This window comes from Streptococcus sp. SN-1 (assembly GCF_041154385.1).
Taxonomy (GTDB): domain Bacteria; phylum Bacillota; class Bacilli; order Lactobacillales; family Streptococcaceae; genus Streptococcus; species Streptococcus mitis_CT.
The window spans coordinates 40,093-59,234 of sequence record NZ_AP028929.1 but is presented as its reverse complement, the minus strand read 5'-3'; the positions used below and the strand labels follow the sequence as shown (position 1 = coordinate 59,234).

At 42.4% G+C, this 19,142-nt stretch carries 18 protein-coding genes; 4 read left to right on the top strand and 14 right to left on the bottom strand.

Annotated elements, in window-relative coordinates; translation table 11 throughout:
- Nucleotides 1-32: 32 nt before the first annotated feature.
- The 9 genes from dltD to ACAM22_RS00260 form a co-directional block, all read right to left on the bottom strand.
- A complete protein-coding gene (gene dltD / locus ACAM22_RS00300; RefSeq protein WP_000919879.1) occupies nucleotides 33-1,301 on the bottom strand; it encodes a D-alanyl-lipoteichoic acid biosynthesis protein DltD in 1,269 nt (422 codons plus the stop codon).
- Nucleotides 1,294-1,533, bottom strand: coding sequence for a D-alanine--poly(phosphoribitol) ligase subunit DltC (gene dltC, locus ACAM22_RS00295; protein ID WP_000351967.1), 240 nt, complete (start codon nucleotides 1,531-1,533; stop codon nucleotides 1,294-1,296). The genes dltD and dltC overlap by 8 nt, the downstream gene beginning before the upstream one ends.
- Nucleotides 1,534-1,546: 13 nt before the next feature.
- Nucleotides 1,547-2,791, bottom strand: coding sequence for a D-alanyl-lipoteichoic acid biosynthesis protein DltB (gene dltB / locus ACAM22_RS00290; RefSeq protein ID WP_369606780.1), 1,245 nt, complete (start codon nucleotides 2,789-2,791; stop codon nucleotides 1,547-1,549).
- A complete protein-coding gene (gene dltA / locus ACAM22_RS00285) occupies nucleotides 2,788-4,338 on the bottom strand; it encodes a D-alanine--poly(phosphoribitol) ligase subunit DltA (RefSeq protein WP_049535477.1) in 1,551 nt (516 codons plus the stop codon). Before dltA ends, dltB begins: the two co-directional genes overlap by 4 nt.
- A gap of 20 nt (nucleotides 4,339-4,358) precedes the next feature.
- A complete protein-coding gene (locus tag ACAM22_RS00280) occupies nucleotides 4,359-4,490 on the bottom strand; it encodes a teichoic acid D-Ala incorporation-associated protein DltX (protein WP_000813666.1) in 132 nt (43 codons plus the stop codon).
- 225 nt (nucleotides 4,491-4,715) lie between these two features.
- Nucleotides 4,716-5,420, bottom strand: coding sequence for an MIP/aquaporin family protein (locus tag ACAM22_RS00275; protein WP_049491164.1), 705 nt, complete (start codon nucleotides 5,418-5,420; stop codon nucleotides 4,716-4,718).
- A gap of 70 nt (nucleotides 5,421-5,490) precedes the next feature.
- Nucleotides 5,491-7,317, bottom strand: a complete 1,827-nt coding sequence (glpO, locus tag ACAM22_RS00270) for a type 1 glycerol-3-phosphate oxidase (protein ID WP_369606779.1) — start codon at nucleotides 7,315-7,317, stop codon at nucleotides 5,491-5,493.
- Nucleotides 7,318-7,358: 41 nt separating this feature from the next.
- A complete protein-coding gene (gene glpK, locus ACAM22_RS00265) occupies nucleotides 7,359-8,867 on the bottom strand; it encodes a glycerol kinase GlpK (protein ID WP_369606778.1) in 1,509 nt (502 codons plus the stop codon).
- A gap of 159 nt (nucleotides 8,868-9,026) precedes the next feature.
- Nucleotides 9,027-10,454, bottom strand: coding sequence for a helix-turn-helix domain-containing protein (locus ACAM22_RS00260; RefSeq protein WP_261202485.1), 1,428 nt, complete (start codon nucleotides 10,452-10,454; stop codon nucleotides 9,027-9,029).
- Between the two features lie 164 nt (nucleotides 10,455-10,618).
- Between ACAM22_RS00260 and hslO the strand changes: the two genes are divergently transcribed.
- The 3 genes from hslO to ACAM22_RS00245 are packed head-to-tail and all read left to right on the top strand — an operon-like array spanning nucleotide 10,619 to nucleotide 13,011.
- Entirely contained in the window at nucleotides 10,619-11,491 is an 873-nt protein-coding gene (gene hslO, locus ACAM22_RS00255; protein WP_369606777.1) for an Hsp33 family molecular chaperone HslO, read from the top strand.
- Nucleotides 11,478-12,458, top strand: a complete 981-nt coding sequence (gene dusB, locus ACAM22_RS00250) for a tRNA dihydrouridine synthase DusB (protein WP_025169901.1) — start codon at nucleotides 11,478-11,480, stop codon at nucleotides 12,456-12,458. The genes hslO and dusB overlap by 14 nt, the downstream gene beginning before the upstream one ends.
- Nucleotide 12,459: 1 nt before the next feature.
- Nucleotides 12,460-13,011: a cysteine hydrolase family protein gene (locus tag ACAM22_RS00245; RefSeq protein WP_369606776.1), complete on the top strand. Its 552-nt coding sequence runs from the start codon at nucleotides 12,460-12,462 to the stop codon at nucleotides 13,009-13,011.
- Nucleotides 13,012-13,080: 69 nt separating this feature from the next.
- On the opposite strand, the gene ACAM22_RS00240 is transcribed toward ACAM22_RS00245, so the two are convergent.
- A complete protein-coding gene (locus ACAM22_RS00240) occupies nucleotides 13,081-13,779 on the bottom strand; it encodes a hypothetical protein (RefSeq protein WP_265471634.1) in 699 nt (232 codons plus the stop codon).
- 277 nt (nucleotides 13,780-14,056) lie between these two features.
- Here ACAM22_RS00240 and ACAM22_RS00235 point away from each other — a divergent pair, with 277 nt between their 5' ends.
- Entirely contained in the window at nucleotides 14,057-14,287 is a 231-nt protein-coding gene (locus tag ACAM22_RS00235; protein ID WP_265471635.1) for a hypothetical protein, read from the top strand.
- A 72-nt stretch (nucleotides 14,288-14,359) separates the two neighbouring features.
- On the opposite strand, the gene ACAM22_RS00230 is transcribed toward ACAM22_RS00235, so the two are convergent.
- The 4 genes from ACAM22_RS00230 to ACAM22_RS00215 all read right to left on the bottom strand — a co-directional run bounded on the left by ACAM22_RS00230 (nucleotide 14,360) and on the right by ACAM22_RS00215 (nucleotide 19,106).
- Nucleotides 14,360-16,792: an ATP-dependent Clp protease ATP-binding subunit gene (locus ACAM22_RS00230; protein WP_265471636.1), complete on the bottom strand. Its 2,433-nt coding sequence runs from the start codon at nucleotides 16,790-16,792 to the stop codon at nucleotides 14,360-14,362.
- A gap of 1 nt (nucleotide 16,793) precedes the next feature.
- Nucleotides 16,794-17,252, bottom strand: a complete 459-nt coding sequence (locus tag ACAM22_RS00225; protein ID WP_265471637.1) for a CtsR family transcriptional regulator — start codon at nucleotides 17,250-17,252, stop codon at nucleotides 16,794-16,796.
- A 118-nt stretch (nucleotides 17,253-17,370) separates the two neighbouring features.
- Nucleotides 17,371-18,099 carry an ABC transporter ATP-binding protein gene (locus tag ACAM22_RS00220; protein ID WP_265471638.1) on the bottom strand — a complete coding sequence of 243 codons (729 nt, stop codon included), beginning with the start codon at nucleotides 18,097-18,099 and terminating at the stop codon, nucleotides 17,371-17,373.
- Complete coding sequence (locus ACAM22_RS00215; protein WP_265471639.1) at nucleotides 18,099-19,106, bottom strand: ABC transporter substrate-binding protein; 1,008 nt, start codon at nucleotides 19,104-19,106, stop codon at nucleotides 18,099-18,101. The genes ACAM22_RS00220 and ACAM22_RS00215 overlap by 1 nt, the downstream gene beginning before the upstream one ends.
- Nucleotides 19,107-19,142: the final 36 nt, after the last annotated feature.

Sequence of the window (19,142 nt, the reverse complement as noted above, 5' to 3'; positions counted from 1 at the left end):
GGCTTCATTCTTGAACTCTTCTACATTATTATCTATTGAAATTCTTTGACATCTCCATCATAAGTCGCCCAATCTTTGCTGAAAAAGCGCTCATTCAGATGGTAAGTCGGAGCTGGTGTGGGATTGGATAGGAAAGGATCAACTGCCTTGTCAAAAGCCAACCAACCCAACCAACCAAGGTGAATAGTATCCTTCATAAAGAAAGGTTCCCCACCATCCTTAGAAAAATCGGCTATATTTGTAAAACCTTGACTTTCTAGCTGGTAGCGAATCTTCTGCACCGTTTGTTGGTACATATCCTCTCGTAGACCAGCATAGTCCATCCATTTTTTATTAACAGGTGGAATGATAAAAATCGGGTTTACTTTAGATTTGGAAAATTGAGTTAAAACCAACTGCAAGTCATTATACTCTGGCGACTTAAGATAGGTAAAGCTTTTCTGAGAGTCCTTTAATTTCTTCAAATCCTTCTTGATCTGCGTATTATAGAAATAATTTTCCATTCCCAAATCATTATTGGAAGTATTCTTTTCAGCATCTGCTTTAACAATATCTTCTATGGCTTGATAAGAAAACTGGTCTGGCAATGTCTTTAAATACTTAACTACATGCTTATCATAATTGACATAGCCTCTAACTGAAAACTGACCAAAAAAGGAAGCTTGGTGTTGGTTAAAACGAGCCAATAATTCAATCATTTCATTGTCTGCCGTCGACAATTCTTCTTTACTTGCCAACTTCTGAACCTGGTCCTTCATAGCTACGTTTGGGAACTGCTGTAGTAAGCGAGTCGCTGCATATTGACTAGCCTGATCTCCAGATTGATGTGCCAGAAAACTGGTCAACTGGTCTCCATTAAAATACTGCTGAAAAGCTGCTGGTTCATAGCCATATTTACTGAACCACTGAGGTGAGATAACATACACAACTTGTTTATTCTCTAGCTGTGGCAACATCTGTTGCATTCCAAAATACTGGTTAAGCGATGCAGCTCCCCTCTGTCCTAAAAGATAAGGACGGTAGGAGCGATTGTATTTCTCAGCTAATACCGCAGGATGAGCACCGTCAAAACGAAGCCATTCACTAGAGCCAAAGAAGGGAACAAAACGCATATTTGGATCAGATAAAGCTCTGACCTTTTGACTTCGCTCCTTAAAACTATCGATAGTAGTAGCCACCGCTGAACGCTTTTCAGCTCCTAGATTATGACGCATCTCAGTAGGATAAAAGAAGATGAGCAGAAAAACCAACAAACCAGCTATCAAGACCGGTCCGAAGATCATCCATAAGCGTTTAAGCATTTTGTAGCTCCACAATACCAGCTATGATTTTATTAGCTGTATTCCAGTCGTCGCGACCAAACTCTGTTACAGGGACACGAATGTCAAAACGGTTCTCAATCTCCACAATCAATTCAACCGTTCCCATACTATCCAAGACACCTGCATCAAAAAGATCTTCATCCATCATGTCAGAAACATCTTCCATAAACAACTCGTCAATAATTTCGATAACTTCTGATTTGATATCCATATTTTATTTCCTTTTATTTTTTAAACCATAAATCATTCAAAAATCCAGAAAAGATTAAGAATGATAGCATGACGACATGGAAGGTGACAACCATGCCAAGCAACTGAATCCAGCGATTCTCAGGTAGAGCAGCATTCCCTGCTTTTTTCCGCTCCTTATTGAGCGTTTTTTTCTTACGAATCCAAGCGTCATTGATAACCAGTCCAATCCCATGAAAGAGGCCATAGGCGATATAGTACCAGGTCACTCCATGCCAAAATCCCATAATCAGCATATTTACAATGTAGGCCACACTTGAGGTTACATTACGATTTTTAAAGACCTTCTTTCTAGTCAATACCATCACCATCCGCATAAACACAAAGTCACGGAACCAGAAAGAAAGACTCATGTGCCAACGATTCCAAAACTCCTTTAAATCCCTTGATAAAAAGGGCTTGTTAAAGTTAATGGGACTACGGATTCCCATTAAGTTTGAGATGGCTAAGGCAAACATAGAGTAACCTGCAAAGTCAAAGAAGAGCTCCAGACCAAAGGTATACATAACCGCTAAAGCATAGAGGTTAAAGAAACCACCTGATTGCAAGGCTAAATTCTTCAAAGGAGGCAACAAGGTCTCTCCTAAAACATGAGCTAGGATAAACTTATACAAAAAGCCCCACATGATATAGCGAACAGATTCATCCAGCATATTCATCAACTCATCTCGCTCAGGAATGGCATGATAATTTTCATTAAATCGCTTAAAACGATCGATTGGACCACTTGAAAAAGTCGGCATGAAGAGAAGGAAACGAAGGAATTCCCAGAGGGTAAAATCCTTAATCACTCCATCTCTCAGCTCGATGATAATCCCAACCGAACGAAAGGTCAGATAAGAAATTCCCAAAAATCCAAGCAAAGACTGCGTTCCATTGATAGCTGGCTGCACCTTGACAAAGATAATCGGAAGTAAGGACAGAAAACTAACTAAGTAGAAGACCCACTTGCCATCCTTGCTTTTTCGATAATGCTTGTAGAAAAGCAGGAGCACTATTTCCCAGCAAAGGTAAATACCCAAGGCAGCCAGTTGATTGGTCTTTCCACCCACCAACATGGTGACGATAAAGAAGAGGCTAACCAGCACTTCATACCAGGCAAAGCGTTTCTTGAAAAAGAGGCCAATAAAGATGGGTAAGGTTGCAGCAATCACATAGACAAAATACTGAGGATTGCCGTATGGCTCTAAATGAGGAAGCTGTTGAAAGAACTCCATCATCTCTTATTCACCTCGTTAATCAATCCTTTAATATCAATCTTTCCATTGGGAGTCAATGGCAAACTGTCTCGGTAAAGGAATTTAGACGGCATCATGTAGGACATCATGATGTCTATCAGGTCTTCCTTGATAGCCTTGGTAATATCGATATCACGCTCAAACTGCTCACGAACACCGTCTTTTAAGATGACATAGGCCAGTAGATTTTGTACCTTGTGATCCTTGTTATAACGTGGTACTGCGACAGCAGATTCGATATAACGAGACTTATTAAGATTTTGAGAGACATCTTCTAACTCAATGCGGTAACCGTTGAACTTAATCTGGAAGTCCATGCGTCCGCCGTAGAGAAGTAAGCCCTCATCTGTCATGGTTCCCACATCGCCTGTGTGATAGGCTGGCAGACCTTCAAATTCAAAGAAGGCTTCCGCTGTTTTTTCAGGATTGTTCATATAACCTTTTGAAACAGCTGGCCCAGAAACAATGATTTCTCCCTGTTCACCATTTGGCAGTTTATTGCCTTCCTCATCAATAATAAAGGTTGGAGAATCAGCCTTGGTATAGCCGATTGGTAGGCGTTTGAGAGTCGCTAACATCTCGTCTGTCACGGAAACTGCTGACAGGGCTACTGTCGCTTCTGTTGGGCCGTAGGCATTGATAATACGGGCATGTGGGAAACGCTCACGCAATTTTTGAGCCGTTTTAACCGTCAATTCTTCTCCATCAAAGTAGAAATGCGTGATTCCAGGCATTTTCTGACTATTGAAGTCTTCTGATAACATGGCCATATCCGCAAAAGAAGGCGTTGATGTCCAGATAGCGATTGGCAATGAAAAGATGGTCGCAAAGAGTTGCTTAAAGTCCTGAGTAATAGCTGAAGGAAGAGCGAAAAGCGTACCACCAAGTGCCAAGGTCGGTGCCCAGTACATGACAGACAGGTCAAATGAATAAGGTGGTTGAGCCAGCATTTGCGGACGACTTGGCGTCACAAATTCCTTGTCCATAATCATCCAGTTGGTAAAGCTGAGGAGGTTATCATGGGAAATCTGCACTCCCTTTGGCTTACCAGTCGTACCAGAAGTAAAGATAATGTAGTAGTTATCATCGCCCTTGACTGGATGTGTGATCTCATAGCTAGTCCCTTGGGCAAAGGCTTCTTGAACCTGATCCAGAGTCATCATAGGTGTCGAAACCTGCACCAATGGAAAATCTGAGATGGCAATAATCAAGCTTGGCTCTGCTACTTCTAAAATAGCCGAAACTCTCTCCAAGGCTGAATGGCTATCAATGGGAATGTAGGCATGACCTGACTTAGTCAGTGCTACAAATGTTGCCAACATTTCATATTCTTGGCCTCCGAAAACAACCACGGGAGACTTCTCAGGCAAGCCTAGTTGGTCAATGGCTGCAGCCAAACTATCCGAATCAGACTTTAAATCTCCATAAGTGTGTTCCTGTCCCAAAACATTGTAAACAGGATAGCTAGGCTGTATCTGAGCAAAATGCTCAATGGTTTCAATCATATCTACTATTGGTTTATTTGACACAATAGGAATTCTCCTTCAAGTTAAAATTCATTATAGATAAAGCCTCCTTGACCCTGGCCAAGATAGCTAAAGAAGTAAAGCAGCCCTAGAAAGATAAGAAAATACAAGGCTGTCCGACCAAGAAAAAGGTATAATTCTTTTCTCTGTTTCATCAAGAAAAACCATTCATTTCTGTAATTTTTGTAAAATAAGATAAACTTTTACTATAGTATTTTTCTACCATTGTACCACTTTCTAGGGTAATTTTTCAATTGTTTGCCGTAGATTTTCATTATATTTAAGCTAATTTTAAAAATTATGCGGTTTTTCTATGTATATTTTTAAAAAAGAGCCTGAGATTTTCATCTCAAGCTCTATCAACAAAATTGTTTTCTAGATTAGAAAAGTGAGAATACAAGCACGGCCAAGGCTGCACCGATAACAGGTCCCACAACTGGAATCCAAGCATAAGACCAGTCTCCGTCTCCCTTGTTTGAAATTGGAAGGATACTGTGCATGATACGAGGTCCAAGATCACGTGCAGGGTTCAAGGCATAACCTGTTGTCCCACCTAGTGATAGACCGATACCGACAATCAAAGTCCCCACTGCAAAGGTTCCGATTCCTGCTTGAAGGTCATAAAGTCCCAAAGCAAAGATTGTCAATACCAATACAAAGGTGCCAAGGATTTCGCTGATCAAGTTAGAAACTGTATCCTTGATAGCTGGTCCTGTGCTGAAAGTAGCCAAAATATTTCCTGCATTTTCTTCTGCCTCATAGTGAGGTTTGAATTGCAACCAAACCAAAATCTGACCCAGCATAGCCCCTGCAAACTGAGCTAGGATATAAGGGAAAACGGAAGCCCAAGGCAAACCACCTTTTAAAGCTACACCAATGGTCACAGCTGGGTTTAAATGAGCTGGACTGAGCTTGCCAGATACAAATACTGCAACCGCAACTGCAATCCCCCAACCCATAGTAATCACAATCCAACCTGCATTGTTGCTCTTGGTTTTAGGAAGAACTACACCTGCTACAACACCATTTCCTAGAAGAATTAGGATTAAAGTCCCTAGAAATTCTCCAAATAATTCATTCATCATCTTTCTGTCTCCATTAAAAAGGAGGAGAGGGTAGACTAGGAGTCCTGCCCGCCACCTCTTTTATTTTTTCTTAATTTTTTAATTCTGCTAAATCGTTGTTAGCAAGAGCTGATTCGACATCAGCACGGTAAGTTGCTTTTTCATCTTCTGTCCATTCGTAGAAACGTCCCATTTCATCTAGAACTGGCTCTACAATGCTATCCAAACTATCACGCATAAAGAGCATATGGTTGGTACGACGAAGAAGGAAGTCAACTGGGCTAAGAGCCAACTCATTGCGCATTGCATAGTGAAGGGACAAGGTGTCTGCCAAGCTGAGTCCTGGCGCTTGTTCCAAGCTGTGAGCAAGGGCAAATACTTTCGGTGCATTTGAACCGTATAGATTTGCGAGATAGTGGGCTTCCTTGCTATCCAATCCACGTGACACTCCAAGTTGCGCAAAGGCTTCGATTTCTGAGTCCACATTTGCTGGATTCAATTCTCCACCTGAAACAGGGTAAGTCTTAGAATTGATGAGTTTAAAGCTACGGTCAAATTCTGCTTTGAGGATTTCAACCACGCGCTCCATAGCTCCTTCAGCCATCTTACGGTAGTCTGTGATTTTACCACCAGCAAGGGTCAAAAGGCCATTATCATCACGATCCAAGCTCGAACCACGAGAAACTGCAGATGGATCCAAATGTTTCTCAGAGGTACTGCTTTCAAGCTTGCTGACAGCAGACTCAACATCTTCACGCGTTTTTTCTTTAGAGAGATAAGATTCAACAGTCGCAATCAAGTTGTTAAAGCTTTCATCACTGATTGTACCGTTATTTCCTCCATTGTAGTCAGAAGCGCTATTGCCTGCGATCAATGGACGAAGACCTGCCCAGCTGCTTTCGATATCATCAATGGTGATGTTGGCTTCTGGGAAGCGGTTGTTGACAATGCCAAGTAGGTAATCTACATCTTCCTGAGTCACTTTTGGATGTTCTAAATCACCTGTGTAGTCTGTATCAGTTGTACCGAAGTAAGTCTTGTTTTCACGTGGGAGAACAAAGACCATACGACCGTCACCCAAACCTGTGTCAAAGTAAACTGGTTGAGAAACCTTGATCTTGCTTGAATCCACTACCAAGTGAACTCCCTTAGTTGGACGCATTTGTGAGAATTGGGTTCCCTTATTAGACAAATTACGTACCTTATCGCTCCAAGGACCTGTTGTATTAATAACCAGACGGGCCTTGATTTCAAAGACTTGGTCTGTCAACAAATCACGAGCTACGACACCTGTAATCTTGCCACTTTCGTCAAAGAGGAAACCTTCTGCCTTCACGTGGTTGGCAATGAGGGCACCGTCTTGGTTGGCACGTTTGATATTTTCAATCACGAGACGCGCATCGTTGTTACGGAAGTCAAGGTAAACTCCACCTCCTACCAAGCCTTCTTTCTTCAAGTTTGGTTGACGTTCCAAGACTTCTTCCTTGCTCAAGACCTTGTTAGCAGCTGGCGTATTGTTAACTCCTGCCAAAAGGTCATACAAGTCCATAGCTACTTTGAGACGGAAAAGGCTAAAGGTCGCTCCATCTTCATCGTAAACTGGCAAGAGCATTGGATCTGGTTTTGGAATGTGTGGAGCAATTTGTTGTACCACTGCACGTTCTGAAACTGTATCTGATACCACTTCTACGTCGAATTGTTTGAGGTAACGCAGACCTCCGTGAACCAATTTTGTTGAACGACTGGATGTTCCTTCTGCAAAGTCTTGCATTTCAATCAATCCAGTCTCAAGACCGCTAGCTGCCGCCTGCAAAGCTACACCAGCCCCTGTGATTCCTCCACCAATAATCAAGAGGTCCAGGGTACGTTCCTGCATTTTTTTAATTGATAATTCACGTGTTTTCTTTGAAAATTCCATATTTACACACTTTCTAACTAAGTCGCTTTATTCTTCCAGTATTAGTCGTCTACTTCCGCAAAGACTTGGGTTGCTTTCACAGCCTTCTTCCAACCCTTGTAGAGTTGTTCCTTGCGAGATTCGTTCATAGATGGCTCAAAGAGTTCTCCTGTCTCGTTCAAGAGTTTCAACTCATCCAAGTCTTTCCAGTACCCTACTGACAAACCAGCTAGGAAGGCTGCTCCTAGAGCTGTTGTTTCCAAGTTTTTGGCGCGTGCAATGTCGATTCCCAAGATGTCAGCTTGGAACTGCATGAGGAAGTTGTTCATAGCTGCACCACCGTCTACTTTCAAAACTTGGATAGCTGTCTGAGCATCCACTTGCATCGTATCGATAATATCACGCACTTGATAAGCAATTGATTGAAGAGTTGCCTTGATAAAGTCTTCCTTACTTGTTCCACGAGTCAAACCAAAGACAGAACCGCGAGCATTTTGGTTCCAGTACGGTGCTCCTAGTCCTGTAAAGGCTGGCACGACATAAACTTCATCATCATTGTGAGAATCACGAGCGTATTTTTCAGATTCTGGTGAATTTTCGACCATGCGAAGTCCATCACGAAGCCATTGAATGGCACTTCCTGCGATGAAGATAGAACCTTCCAAGGCATAGTAAACCTTGCCATTGATTCCGTAACCAATCGTTGTCAAGAGGTTATTTTCAGACAACTGCATCTCTTCACCAGTATTCATGATGATGAAAGAACCTGTTCCATAAGTATTTTTAACCATACCAGGTTCAAAGGCCAACTGTCCAAAGAGGGCTGCCTGTTGGTCACCAGCCATACCTGAGATTGGCACTTCTCCACCGTAGAAATGGAATGGCGCTGTCTTACCATAGATTTCAGAGTTAGAACGAACTTCTGGAAGCATAGCCTTTGGAATGTTGAGAATTTCCAAAATCTCATCATCCCATTTAAGTTCTTTAATGTTATAAAGCATGGTACGGGCTGCATTTGAGTAGTCGGTCACGTGAGCCGCACCGTCAGTCAATTTCCAAACCAACCAAGTATCAATGGTACCAAAGAGCAATTCACCCTTTTCAGCTCTCTCTTGAGCGCCCTCTACATGGTCCAAAATCCAACGAACCTTGGTCGCAGAGAAGTAAGCATCGATGATCAAACCAGTCTTTTCATGGAATTTTTCCACATAACCTTGGCTTTTCAGTTGTTCAGCCAAAGGAGCAGTTTGGCGTGATTGCCAAACGATAGCATTGTAGATAGGAAGCCCTGTTTTCTTATCCCAAACGACCGTTGTTTCACGTTGGTTAGTAATCCCGATTGCCTCAATCTGACTTGGTTTCACACCACTTTCGATGAAAGCACCCGCAATAACTGACTGAACAGAGTTCCAAATTTCATTGGCATTGTGCTCAACCCAACCTGCCTGAGGGAAAATCTGAGTGAACTCTTTTTGACTCGAGCTAACTTTTTCTCCTTTTTTGTTGAAAATAATGGCACGAGAACTTGTTGTTCCCTGGTCAATAGCCATGATGTATTTTTCTTGTGACATGTGATGTCCTCCTCATAAAGATCTTGAGGATGTCTCCTCTTTACACTAACTAGTATACAAAATAAAGCGCTTTCTTGTTTATCAACTTTTTTTAATTTTTAAAAAAATGTGAGGAGATTGTGTAAATTTCACAAAAAAGACCTGGAAGCACCAAGTCTTTTAAGTGAATAATAACTGACGAATCCCTGCCAAATCTTCCATATCCAAGTCATTTTTTAAATAATAGACTGGTGTCTGCTCCTTCTTATGAATCGGGTTATTGGTAACCAGCAAATCATAATGTCGAGTTCGGTCATAGGCTTCAATAGTAATAAAACGATTGTATTCCAAATACCGTTTCAAAATGGCTGCCATCCTTGAAAAGACAAGAAAACCAGATGTCAAATCCAGACCAATCCGCATATGCTGACCACCATTTTCAGCCATATACTCGATCAACTGGAGCCATTCCCAGAGAATTTTCTTATCCAAATCCGTCCCCTGCTGAAAGGCAGGTAGAGCATGAAAAATCTCCTCTGCCGTTCCCCTAAAATCATGTTCCATCAGCAAATAAGGATGGCGATTCTCTAACTGGTACTTATAGCGATCATGTAAAATATAGCCCTTATAGAGATAGACTTGGGCACAAAGCTGACTGAGTTCATAGGTAACATGGTCCTCTGTATAATCACCCAGCAACTCCTCCTTCTTCATTTCTTGAATCAATTGCGTCAGCAAATCTGCCAACTGCCCTCCAAAACCAAGGATATACTCCATAGTATGAAGAGGAAGAATGCGATGAGATAGGAGGAAAGAGAAGAAAATTATCATCTCACCATCCTCAGTTCCTAGAGGAAGGTGTTGCCCAGCGAAAAAGGACGGAGCCTTTCGATGCAAACGAAGGTAAAAAATATTGTCAAAATACCCTCGCATTTTCTCTTCTATGACTTGAAACTGACAGGCATTGGCCCGAAGACGTTGCTGACTGATGTGACTCCACAAAACCAAGTCCAATTTCTGCCCCGAAGACAAACTCGCACCGCAGATTTCTTCTAGTGTAGTAATTTCCTGCTTTCTCTCTGGTTTCTGCATGTGACCTTCCCACTCCTGACTGGACCAGACCTTGCGGAAAAGACAGAAATAGAAATAGCGAATCTGATGCTCTGGGCCTCGCCAACGTCCATTTTGGATGGATAAGTCAAATTCTGACAAAATCTGATTTAGACTGGCTAAGTGGCGGCCAAGCGTAGCCTCACTAATCATCAATTCTTGAGCCAGCTGATGGGCTAAAAACTGTTGGTGGTAGAGAAGATAAACCAAAATCTGGTATTTAACAGCATTCTCCAAAAATAAGCTCCGAATATCTCTCCCCTTGGTAGCTGCACCAATTGACAGACGCAGATTTTCATCTTCTAAGTGAATAGTCAGCTCTAAGCCACTATCCATAGCCCTATCATTGAGCAGGGTGACATATTTGGTTAGGGTTGCTTTTGAAAATCCTGTCTCCTCTATTACAGCCTTGACGGTCGTCTGAGACTCTTGTAATAGAAAGGAAAGGATTGAAAATTGGCCAGATTCAGCCTTTTCCATCAAGTCTCCTAAATACATTTGTTACCCCTTTCATTTTCTACTTTAAGCATAGCATAAATCTTACAAATGCTGAAATAATCTGTTTCTCTTTTTCTTTTCATGCTGATTTCCTGGTCCATTATCCTAAAAATCAGCAAACACACGGCTCCCCCTTTGGGCATTTTTATGCTAAAATAGTAGCTATGGATAAAATTATTAAAACTATATCAGAAAGCGGAGCCTTTCGTGCTTTTGTCCTTGATAGCACGGAAACCGTCCGCACTGCTCAAGAAAAACACCAAACCCAAGCTAGCTCAACTGTAGCGCTTGGTCGAACTCTTATCGCTAGCCAGATTCTCGCAGCCAATGAAAAAGGAAATACCAAACTAACAGTTAAGGTACTGGGATCTAGCTCTCTAGGTGCTATCATCACCGTCGCTGATACCAAGGGGAACGTTAAAGGCTATGTTCAAAATCCTGGTGTTGACATCAAAAAGACTGCAACTGGTGAAGTTCTAGTCGGACCTTTTGTTGGAAATGGTCAATTTCTCGTTATCACAGACTACGGTACTGGAAATCCTTACAACTCTATGACTCCCCTCATTTCTGGGGAAATCGGTGAAGACCTGGCCTTTTACCTGACCGAAAGCCAACAAACCCCTTCAGCAGTCGGCCTCAATGTCCTTTTGGACGAGGAAGACAAGGTCAAGGTTGCTGGTGGTTTCCTAATTCAAGTCTTGCCGGGAGCCAAGGAAGAAGAGATTGCTCGCTTTGAAAAACGTATCCAAGAAATGCCAGCTATCTCAACGCTTCTCGAAAGTGAAGACCATATTGAAGCCCTCCTCAAAGCAATCTACGGTGACGAGGCCTACAAGCGTCTTTCTGAAGAAGAAATCCGTTTCCAATGTGACTGTAGCCATGAGCGCTTTATGAACGCTCTTGCCAGCCTTCCAAGCTCAGACTTACAGGAAATGAAAGAGGAAGACCACGGGGCAGAAATCACTTGTCAATTCTGCCAAACTACTTACAACTTTGATGAAAACGACCTGGAGGAACTCATTCGTGACAAATCTTAATACACCTTTTATGATTGGCAATGTTGAGATTCCCAATCGTACCGTTTTAGCGCCCATGGCTGGCGTGACCAACTCAGCCTTTCGTACCATCGCAAAAGAGCTCGGAGCTGGACTCGTTGTCATGGAAATGGTCTCTGACAAGGGAATCCAATACAACAACGAAAAAACCCTTCACATGCTTCACATCGATGAAGGCGAAAACCCTGTCTCTATCCAACTTTTTGGTAGTGATGAAGACAGCCTAGCACGCGCAGCAGAATTCATCCAAGAAAACACTAAGACCGATATCGTGGATATCAACATGGGCTGCCCAGTTAACAAAATCGTGAAGAACGAAGCTGGCGCTATGTGGCTCAAGGACCCAGACAAGATTTACTCTATCATCAACAAGGTCCAGTCTGTCCTTGATATTCCACTTACTGTCAAGATGCGTACCGGCTGGGCTGACCCGTCTCTGGCAGTAGAAAATGCCCTCGCTGCTGAAGCAGCAGGTGTTTCTGCCCTCGCTATGCATGGCCGTACCCGTGAGCAAATGTATACAGGTCACGCAGACCTTGAGACCCTTCACAAGGTCGCTCAAGCTCTGACCAAGATTCCCTTCATCGCCAACGGTGATATCCGAACTGTCCAAGAAGCCAAACAACGCATTGAAGAAGTCGGTGCTGATGCAGTCATGATTGGCCGCGCTGCCATGGGAAATCCTTACCTCTTCAACCAAATCAACCATTACTTTGAAACAGGAGAAATCCTACCTGATTTGACCTTTGAAGACAAGATGAAAATCGCCTACGAACATTTGAAACGCTTGATTAACCTCAAAGGAGAAAACGTAGCAGTTCGTGAATTCCGTGGCCTCGCTCCTCACTACCTCCGTGGAACATCTGGCGCAGCCAAGCTCCGTGGAGCTATTTCACAAGCTAGCACCCTGGCAGAGATTGAAGCCCTCTTGCAATTGGAGAAAGCTTAAAATGGTTCACACTGCTCTACTGATTATCGATATGCAAAAAGCATTTGATAGCCCTATCTGGGGAGAACGAAATAACCCTCAAGCTGAACATCAAGCATTGAGGGTACTGGCATACTTTCGTAAACACGCTCTTCCAGTCTTACACGTTCAACACATATCTGACAATCCCCAGTCACAATTTCATAACAAACAAAATCAGGTGTTTAAAAGTGGATTTGAACCGGTCACCTCAGAACCTGTCTTTCAAAAAACGGTTAATAGCGCCTTTATTGGAACAAATCTTGAAACATATTTACGAAAAAAACAGATTGGTCATTTAGTCGTTGTTGGCTTGACTCTGCCTCATTGTGTATCCACTACTACACGAATGGCAGCAAATCTTGGTTTTGAAGTCACTTTACTAGCAGATGCTACTGCCAGTTTTACCCTAGCTAATAAAAACGGTCAGACCATCTCTCCTGAGACTATCCATGAGATTAATCTCCTTTCTCTACAAGATGAGTTTGCTCAAATTCTTACTACAGAAGAATTTTTAACCCAAATACAAATATAAAATAATCCGTCAACTCTTATTGAGCTGACGGATTTTCTTTGATTGTAAAAATTCAAATACTGAAGGTTACTATTGACTCAAAGCAACACTGGAAACCTTGCCATCCGCTCCTGTTGTAATTTGGATGACTTTCCCTCCACCAATTTTGGCATTATACTTACCATCATCAAGAGTATAAGAATAGCCTTTGATAGAGTAATTTTCTTTCTTTCCATCAGCAGATTCTACTGTAAATTGACCACCTGATGAAACTGTGATGGTTTCGCCATTGGCTCCCTTCCAGTTGCCTGCTGCAGCTGAGAAATCACCATCTACCATGGTTAAAACACCCTTGTAGCGTTTATTTTGCCCTGCTTGCTCGTCTTGAAGTTTGCGGTCAGTTGTAGAATTATAGCTTGATTGGTTAGACTGGGCTTGAGAACCTTGCTGAGTTGACGGAGCCTGAGCAGGAGTTTGTTGGCTAGCTACCTGTTGATTAGACACTTCATGACCTTGTCTTTGTTCTGGTGCAGGGGTCGCTTGTGATGGTGTTGCGCTTGCTGAAGACTGGTCAGTAGACGCCTTGGCCTTTTCAGATGAAGCTGAACTTGAGGACTTCTGAATCTTGCTTTCTTTGCTAGCAAAAGCTGCTTTGGAGCTTGATGATTGGCTTGTCTTAGCAGAACTGCTTGCCTGAGTTGTTTCCTTTTTATTCCCACAAGCTCCCAGTAACAGGGTAGAAGCCAATACAGTCGCTGCCATCAATTTGATATAGGTTTTCTTTTTCATTTTTCTACTCATTTGTAATATTTTAGAAATATAAAGAAATCTTTTTGTAATATAATTGTAACATTGGGGTTTAAATATGTCAACAATTTATCTAAACTATTTTAAAAATCTTAAATACTTTAGATACATTTACTCCTCCTACTCTTCTATTCGTAATAAAACAGAAAAACAGAAGATTTTCCTATTAAAAATTTAAATTCGTTTTTTGTAGTCGCTTTCATTATTTTAGAAAAAGGGATATAATACCATTGAAATAGAATATAGGAGGTGCACTCTTATGCTAAATAAGTATTACAAGTATCTTCCTTGGTTGATTTTAGGAGCTATTGGCTCCTATCAGTCAGCCACTCACTATGCGCGAACTGCATTTGATGTCTTCTATATGACTACAATCTTTTTGATTATCTATATCGCTTTGTTATTCCTACACGAAAAATATCTCAAGTATCGATACAAAGATTTTTTTACTCACATGTTGAGCAATTCTAAGAAAGATATCCAACCCTAAAAGCAGTCGCAACAGCAAAACCATCTCATGATGGTATATAAAGAGGTCGGGAACTTTTCCCGACCTCGCTTTTTATGCAATATCAAATTTTAATTGGCCTGCTTTGACACCAATCTTAAGTGTGCTGCCTGCCACTAAATCTCCCTTAAGAAGAAGTTCTGCCAACTTGTCCTCCACTTCTGTTTGCAGGGTTCTGCGAAGTGGACGGGCTCCCATCTCTGGGTCATATCCTTGATTTGCCAATAATTTCAGTGCGGAAGCTTGTAATTTCAAGTCAATTCCTTTTTCAGCCAAACTTGCCACTAAAGGTTTGACCATAATCTTCACCACTTCCTGCATATGGTCGCTAGATAGGCTATGGAAGACCACCTTTTCATCAATACGGTTAATAAACTCCGGTCTGTAAGCCTTTTTCAGCTCTTCAAACATACGTTTTTCCATATTTTCCTGGTCAAAACGGATATCCTTAGCTCCAAAGCCGACTGTCTTGTCATCCCGAAGGGCTGTCGCACCAAGGTTTGACGTCATGATGATAATGGTATTTGAAAAGTCGACCTTGCGGCCCTTGCTATCAGTCAATACACCGTCATCCAGAACCTGCAAGAGAACATTAAAGATGTCTGGATGGGCCTTCTCTACCTCATCAAAGAGGAGAACAGAGTATGGTTTGTTGCGGACCTTCTCAGTCAACTCCCCACCTTCTTCATAACCCACATAGCCTGGAGGAGCTCCGTTGAGACGACTGGCTGCAAATTTCTCCATATACTCACTCATATCAAAGCGGATAAGGGCTGATTCATCGTCAAAAAGAACTTCTGCCAGAGCCTTGGCCAATTCGGTCTTACCGACACCTGTAGGCCCTAAGAACATAAAGGAACCAATCGGACGCTTATGACTGCGAATCCCTGACTGGTTGCGACGAATCGCACGGCTAATGCTTGAAACAGCTTGATCTTGCCCGATGACACGTTTGTGCAATTCAGTTTCCAGATTCAGGTATTTCTTAGCATCAGTCTGAGTCAATTTTTGAACTGGGATACCTGACAAGCGACTCAAGGTAGTCAAAATATCAGACTCTGTCACCAGGTCTTTATAGACAGGCACTTCCTCTTCTTTTGCAATTAGCTGGGCCGCTTGTTTCCACTTACCATCCATCAAGGCCTTGTCAGCTGGACTCAAGCCTGAATCGTCTGCTTTTACATGCTTAGCCTTATTTTGCACTGTTGCCGCTGCTTCGTCCAAGAGATCGATAGCAGAGTCTGGCAAGTGACGGCTAGTCAAGTAACGATGAGCCATCTTGACAGCTGTTTCAACCGCTTCATCTGTGATTTGCACCCGGTGATGTTTCTCATAAGTCACCTTCAAACCTTGCAAAATGGCCATACTGTCGGCCACACTTGGCTCTTCAATCGTCACTTTGGCGAAACGACGAGAAAGGGCCGCGTCTTTTTCAATGTGTTTTTGGTACTCTTCCTGAGTGGTGGCACCAACCGTTCTCAAAGTTCCACGCGCCAAGGCTGGCTTCAAGATATTAGCCGCATCTAGGGTCGAATCAATCCCGCTCCCAGAACCCATGATGGTGTGGAGTTCGTCGATAAATAGAATTACTTGACCATCTTCTTCAATATCCTTGATGATATTATTCATGCGTTCTTCAAAGTCACCACGGAAACGTGTCCCTGCGACGACATTCATCAAATCAAGCTCTAACACGCGCATCTTAGCCATTTCCGCAGGCACATCCCCACTAGCAATACGCTGGGCAAGACCAAGCGCCAGAGCTGTTTTCCCGACACCCGCATCTCCAACCAAGACAGGATTATTCTTGGTTTTCCGGCTCAAGATTTGAATCATACGCGAGATTTCCTTATCCCGACCGATGACTGGCTCCAACTTGCCAGAACGCGCTTGCTCTGTCAAATCATGCGTATAGTCCTCGAGACCACCACTAGGAGTCTGCGGCATTCCCATCATATTAGCCATAGAATTTTGCTTGTCAGCTACGGTACGATGGCGTTGGCGTAAAGCCTTGAGGTCTTCACGAGTCCAGCCTGCCCGTTCTTCTAAATTTCGACGAAGTGCAGCAATCTTGACCTGATCTTTCTTGTCTTCATAAGAAAAACCTGCCCTTTCCAATATACGAGTTGCCAATGCATTACCATCATGCAAAATCGCATAGAAGACATGCTCTGTCCCTAGCACCTTAGCATGAACCACTGACGCCACATATTCCGCTTCATCAAAAAGAACCTGTAAACGATGGGAGAACGGCAATTCCGTAAAGGTTTCATCCTGGCTATAGTCCGTTTCAGTCAGTTCCAAAGCCACCTCTTCTAAACGGTCTATCTCATATGGATAATCATTTAAAGTCGCCCCTGCCACACTATAACTGTGATTGGACATGGCAATCAACAAGTGCCAAGACTCTAGGTAACGAGCTCCAAAATGGCCAGCAACCATGTAGGCACTTTCAATACATTCATTCAATGCTTTTGAATAGTTCATCTTACTTCCCTTTTCTATCTACCTCTTGTATGACCTGTCTTAGCATATTTGCACGAACAACTGGAGCTTCCTCTCCTAGAACGCGATCCAAAGCTACTGATACTAGCAAATTCATCTCCTGCTTGGTCATCAGTTCTTGCTCAACTAAAAGCTGAAGAATATCTTCATAAATTTCTTGACTGACCCGCTCACCAATCGAGTAAAGCAGCTCCTTGAGCATTTCATGATGACTAGAAAACTCAATCCGTCCTATACGAATGTAGCCTCCACCACCACGCTTACTTTCAACCAAGTAGCCTCTACTTTCCGTAAAGCGTGTCTTAATCACATAGTTGATCTGACTAGGAACAACCTGAAAAGTATCTGCTAACTGACTCCGTTGCAACTCCACAATTCCAGATTGATCTAAAATCGCCTTGATGTAGGCCTCAATATGATCCGATGTATTTTTAAATCTCATTACAAACCCACCTCTCTCTTTAAACCTTGACTATCTTTGACTATTATACCGAAATTTTCTCATTTTTAAAAGAAAAAGGGCGCTGGTAAAGGATAATCTTCACCAACTCCCTATTTCTCTACTTATCTAAGCCTAACTCCGCTAAGATTTGACGTTTGTAGGCAATCTTTTGAACCTCTTTGTCCTCATCTTCAGACCAATCTGGTTTAATTTCTGAAACAATCTGCCCAGGGCGATTTTTCAAGATATAGATGCGGTCGCTGAGACTGAGAGCCTCCTCGATACTATGCGTGATAATCAATGTTGTCAGTTGCAACTGCTTGTGAATCTCAAGGTACCAAGCGTGGAGTTCCATCTTGGTCATCTCATCCAAGGCACTAAAGGCCTCATCCAAGAGAAAGAGCTTGTGCCCGAAAAGGTAAGTTCGAAGCAAGGCTACACGCTGACGCATCCCACCACTGAGTTCATGAGGATACTTATCCCGTACAGCTGTCAACTGGAAGGTCGCAAGAATTTCATCCGCGCGGGCAATGGCTTCCGCCTTATCCACTTTTTGAATCAAGAGGGGCAGAATGATATTACCAAGCACCGTCTTGTGCTCCAAGAGGAGATCCTTTTGCAACATATAACTCACGCGCCCCTTGGGATTCTCCTCCCCATCAAGGACAATTCTCCCTGACTGAACTTCTAAAATCCCAGCGATTAGATTAAAGAGGGTGGTCTTTCCAACACCACTAGGGCCTAGGATGGAAACCACTTCTCCTGAAGTCACCTGTAGGTTGATATCCTCTAAAATCCTCTCCTGACCATAGGCATAACTGACGTGTTCTAGTCTAATTTCTGTCATTATTTCACAAATTCATTGGTGAAGCCTTTGTCTGTCAAGTCTTCTTTAAGGATACCATTTTCTTTATCCCATTTATAGAAGGCATTCCAGCGAGCTGCATCAAATTGACCCCATTTTTCCTTGTCACTTGCGTATTCTTTTGACAAGTATTTTTGAGATTCGATGACAAAGTCACGTTTTTCCTGAAGTTCAGGTGCATTCTTGATAAGGATATCTGCCGCTTCCTCTGGATGCTCCATAGCATATTGGTAACCTTTTTTGATAGCTTGGATAACTTTGCGAGCTTCTTCTTTGTTGTCTTTTAGATAGTCATTGTTGGCGATGATAACTGGTGAGTAGTAGTCAAATTCTTTAACGTAGTCTTTCAAGTACATGAAGTTAGCCTCTACACCTTGAGATTTAGCAAGGATTCCATCCCATCCGTAGTAGATCCATGCAGTATCAAATACTCCATTAGCAATCGGTGTGATTGAGTTTGAGTCGTTATTTGGTACTTTTTCAACCTTCTCAAAGTCTCCGCCTTGAGATTCTACCAAGGTTTTCAACATAGCAAGTTCAGTTGGGTCATTCCATGTCCCGTATTTCTTACCAACCAAGTCTTTTGGACTAGCTACATTGTCAGATTTACGAGAGATAATTCCTGATGTATTGTGCTCTACGATAGCTGCAACGGCAGTAATTCCTGCCCCTTTTTCCAATTTTTTAGCCATATAGTCTTGGAAATACACTGCAAATGGTGCCTTACCATTGATAACCAAGTCAGAAGAACTTTCTTCTGGTGGCAATTTCAAATCAACATCCACTCCAGATTCTTTGAAATAACCTTTTTCCTTAGCAACATAAAGCCCTGTGTGGTTGGTATTTGGTGTCCAGTCTAGGATAAAGTCGATTTTCTTAAGTTCTGCCTCTTTGTTATCCTTAGAAGCAGTTCCTTGACCACAGGCCACAAGCACAACAGCTACAAGAGCTGTTAAAACAGTTAAAAACACTTTCCATGTTTTCTTCATTTTGATTTCCTCTTTTCTTTTTCAGAAACATTCTTA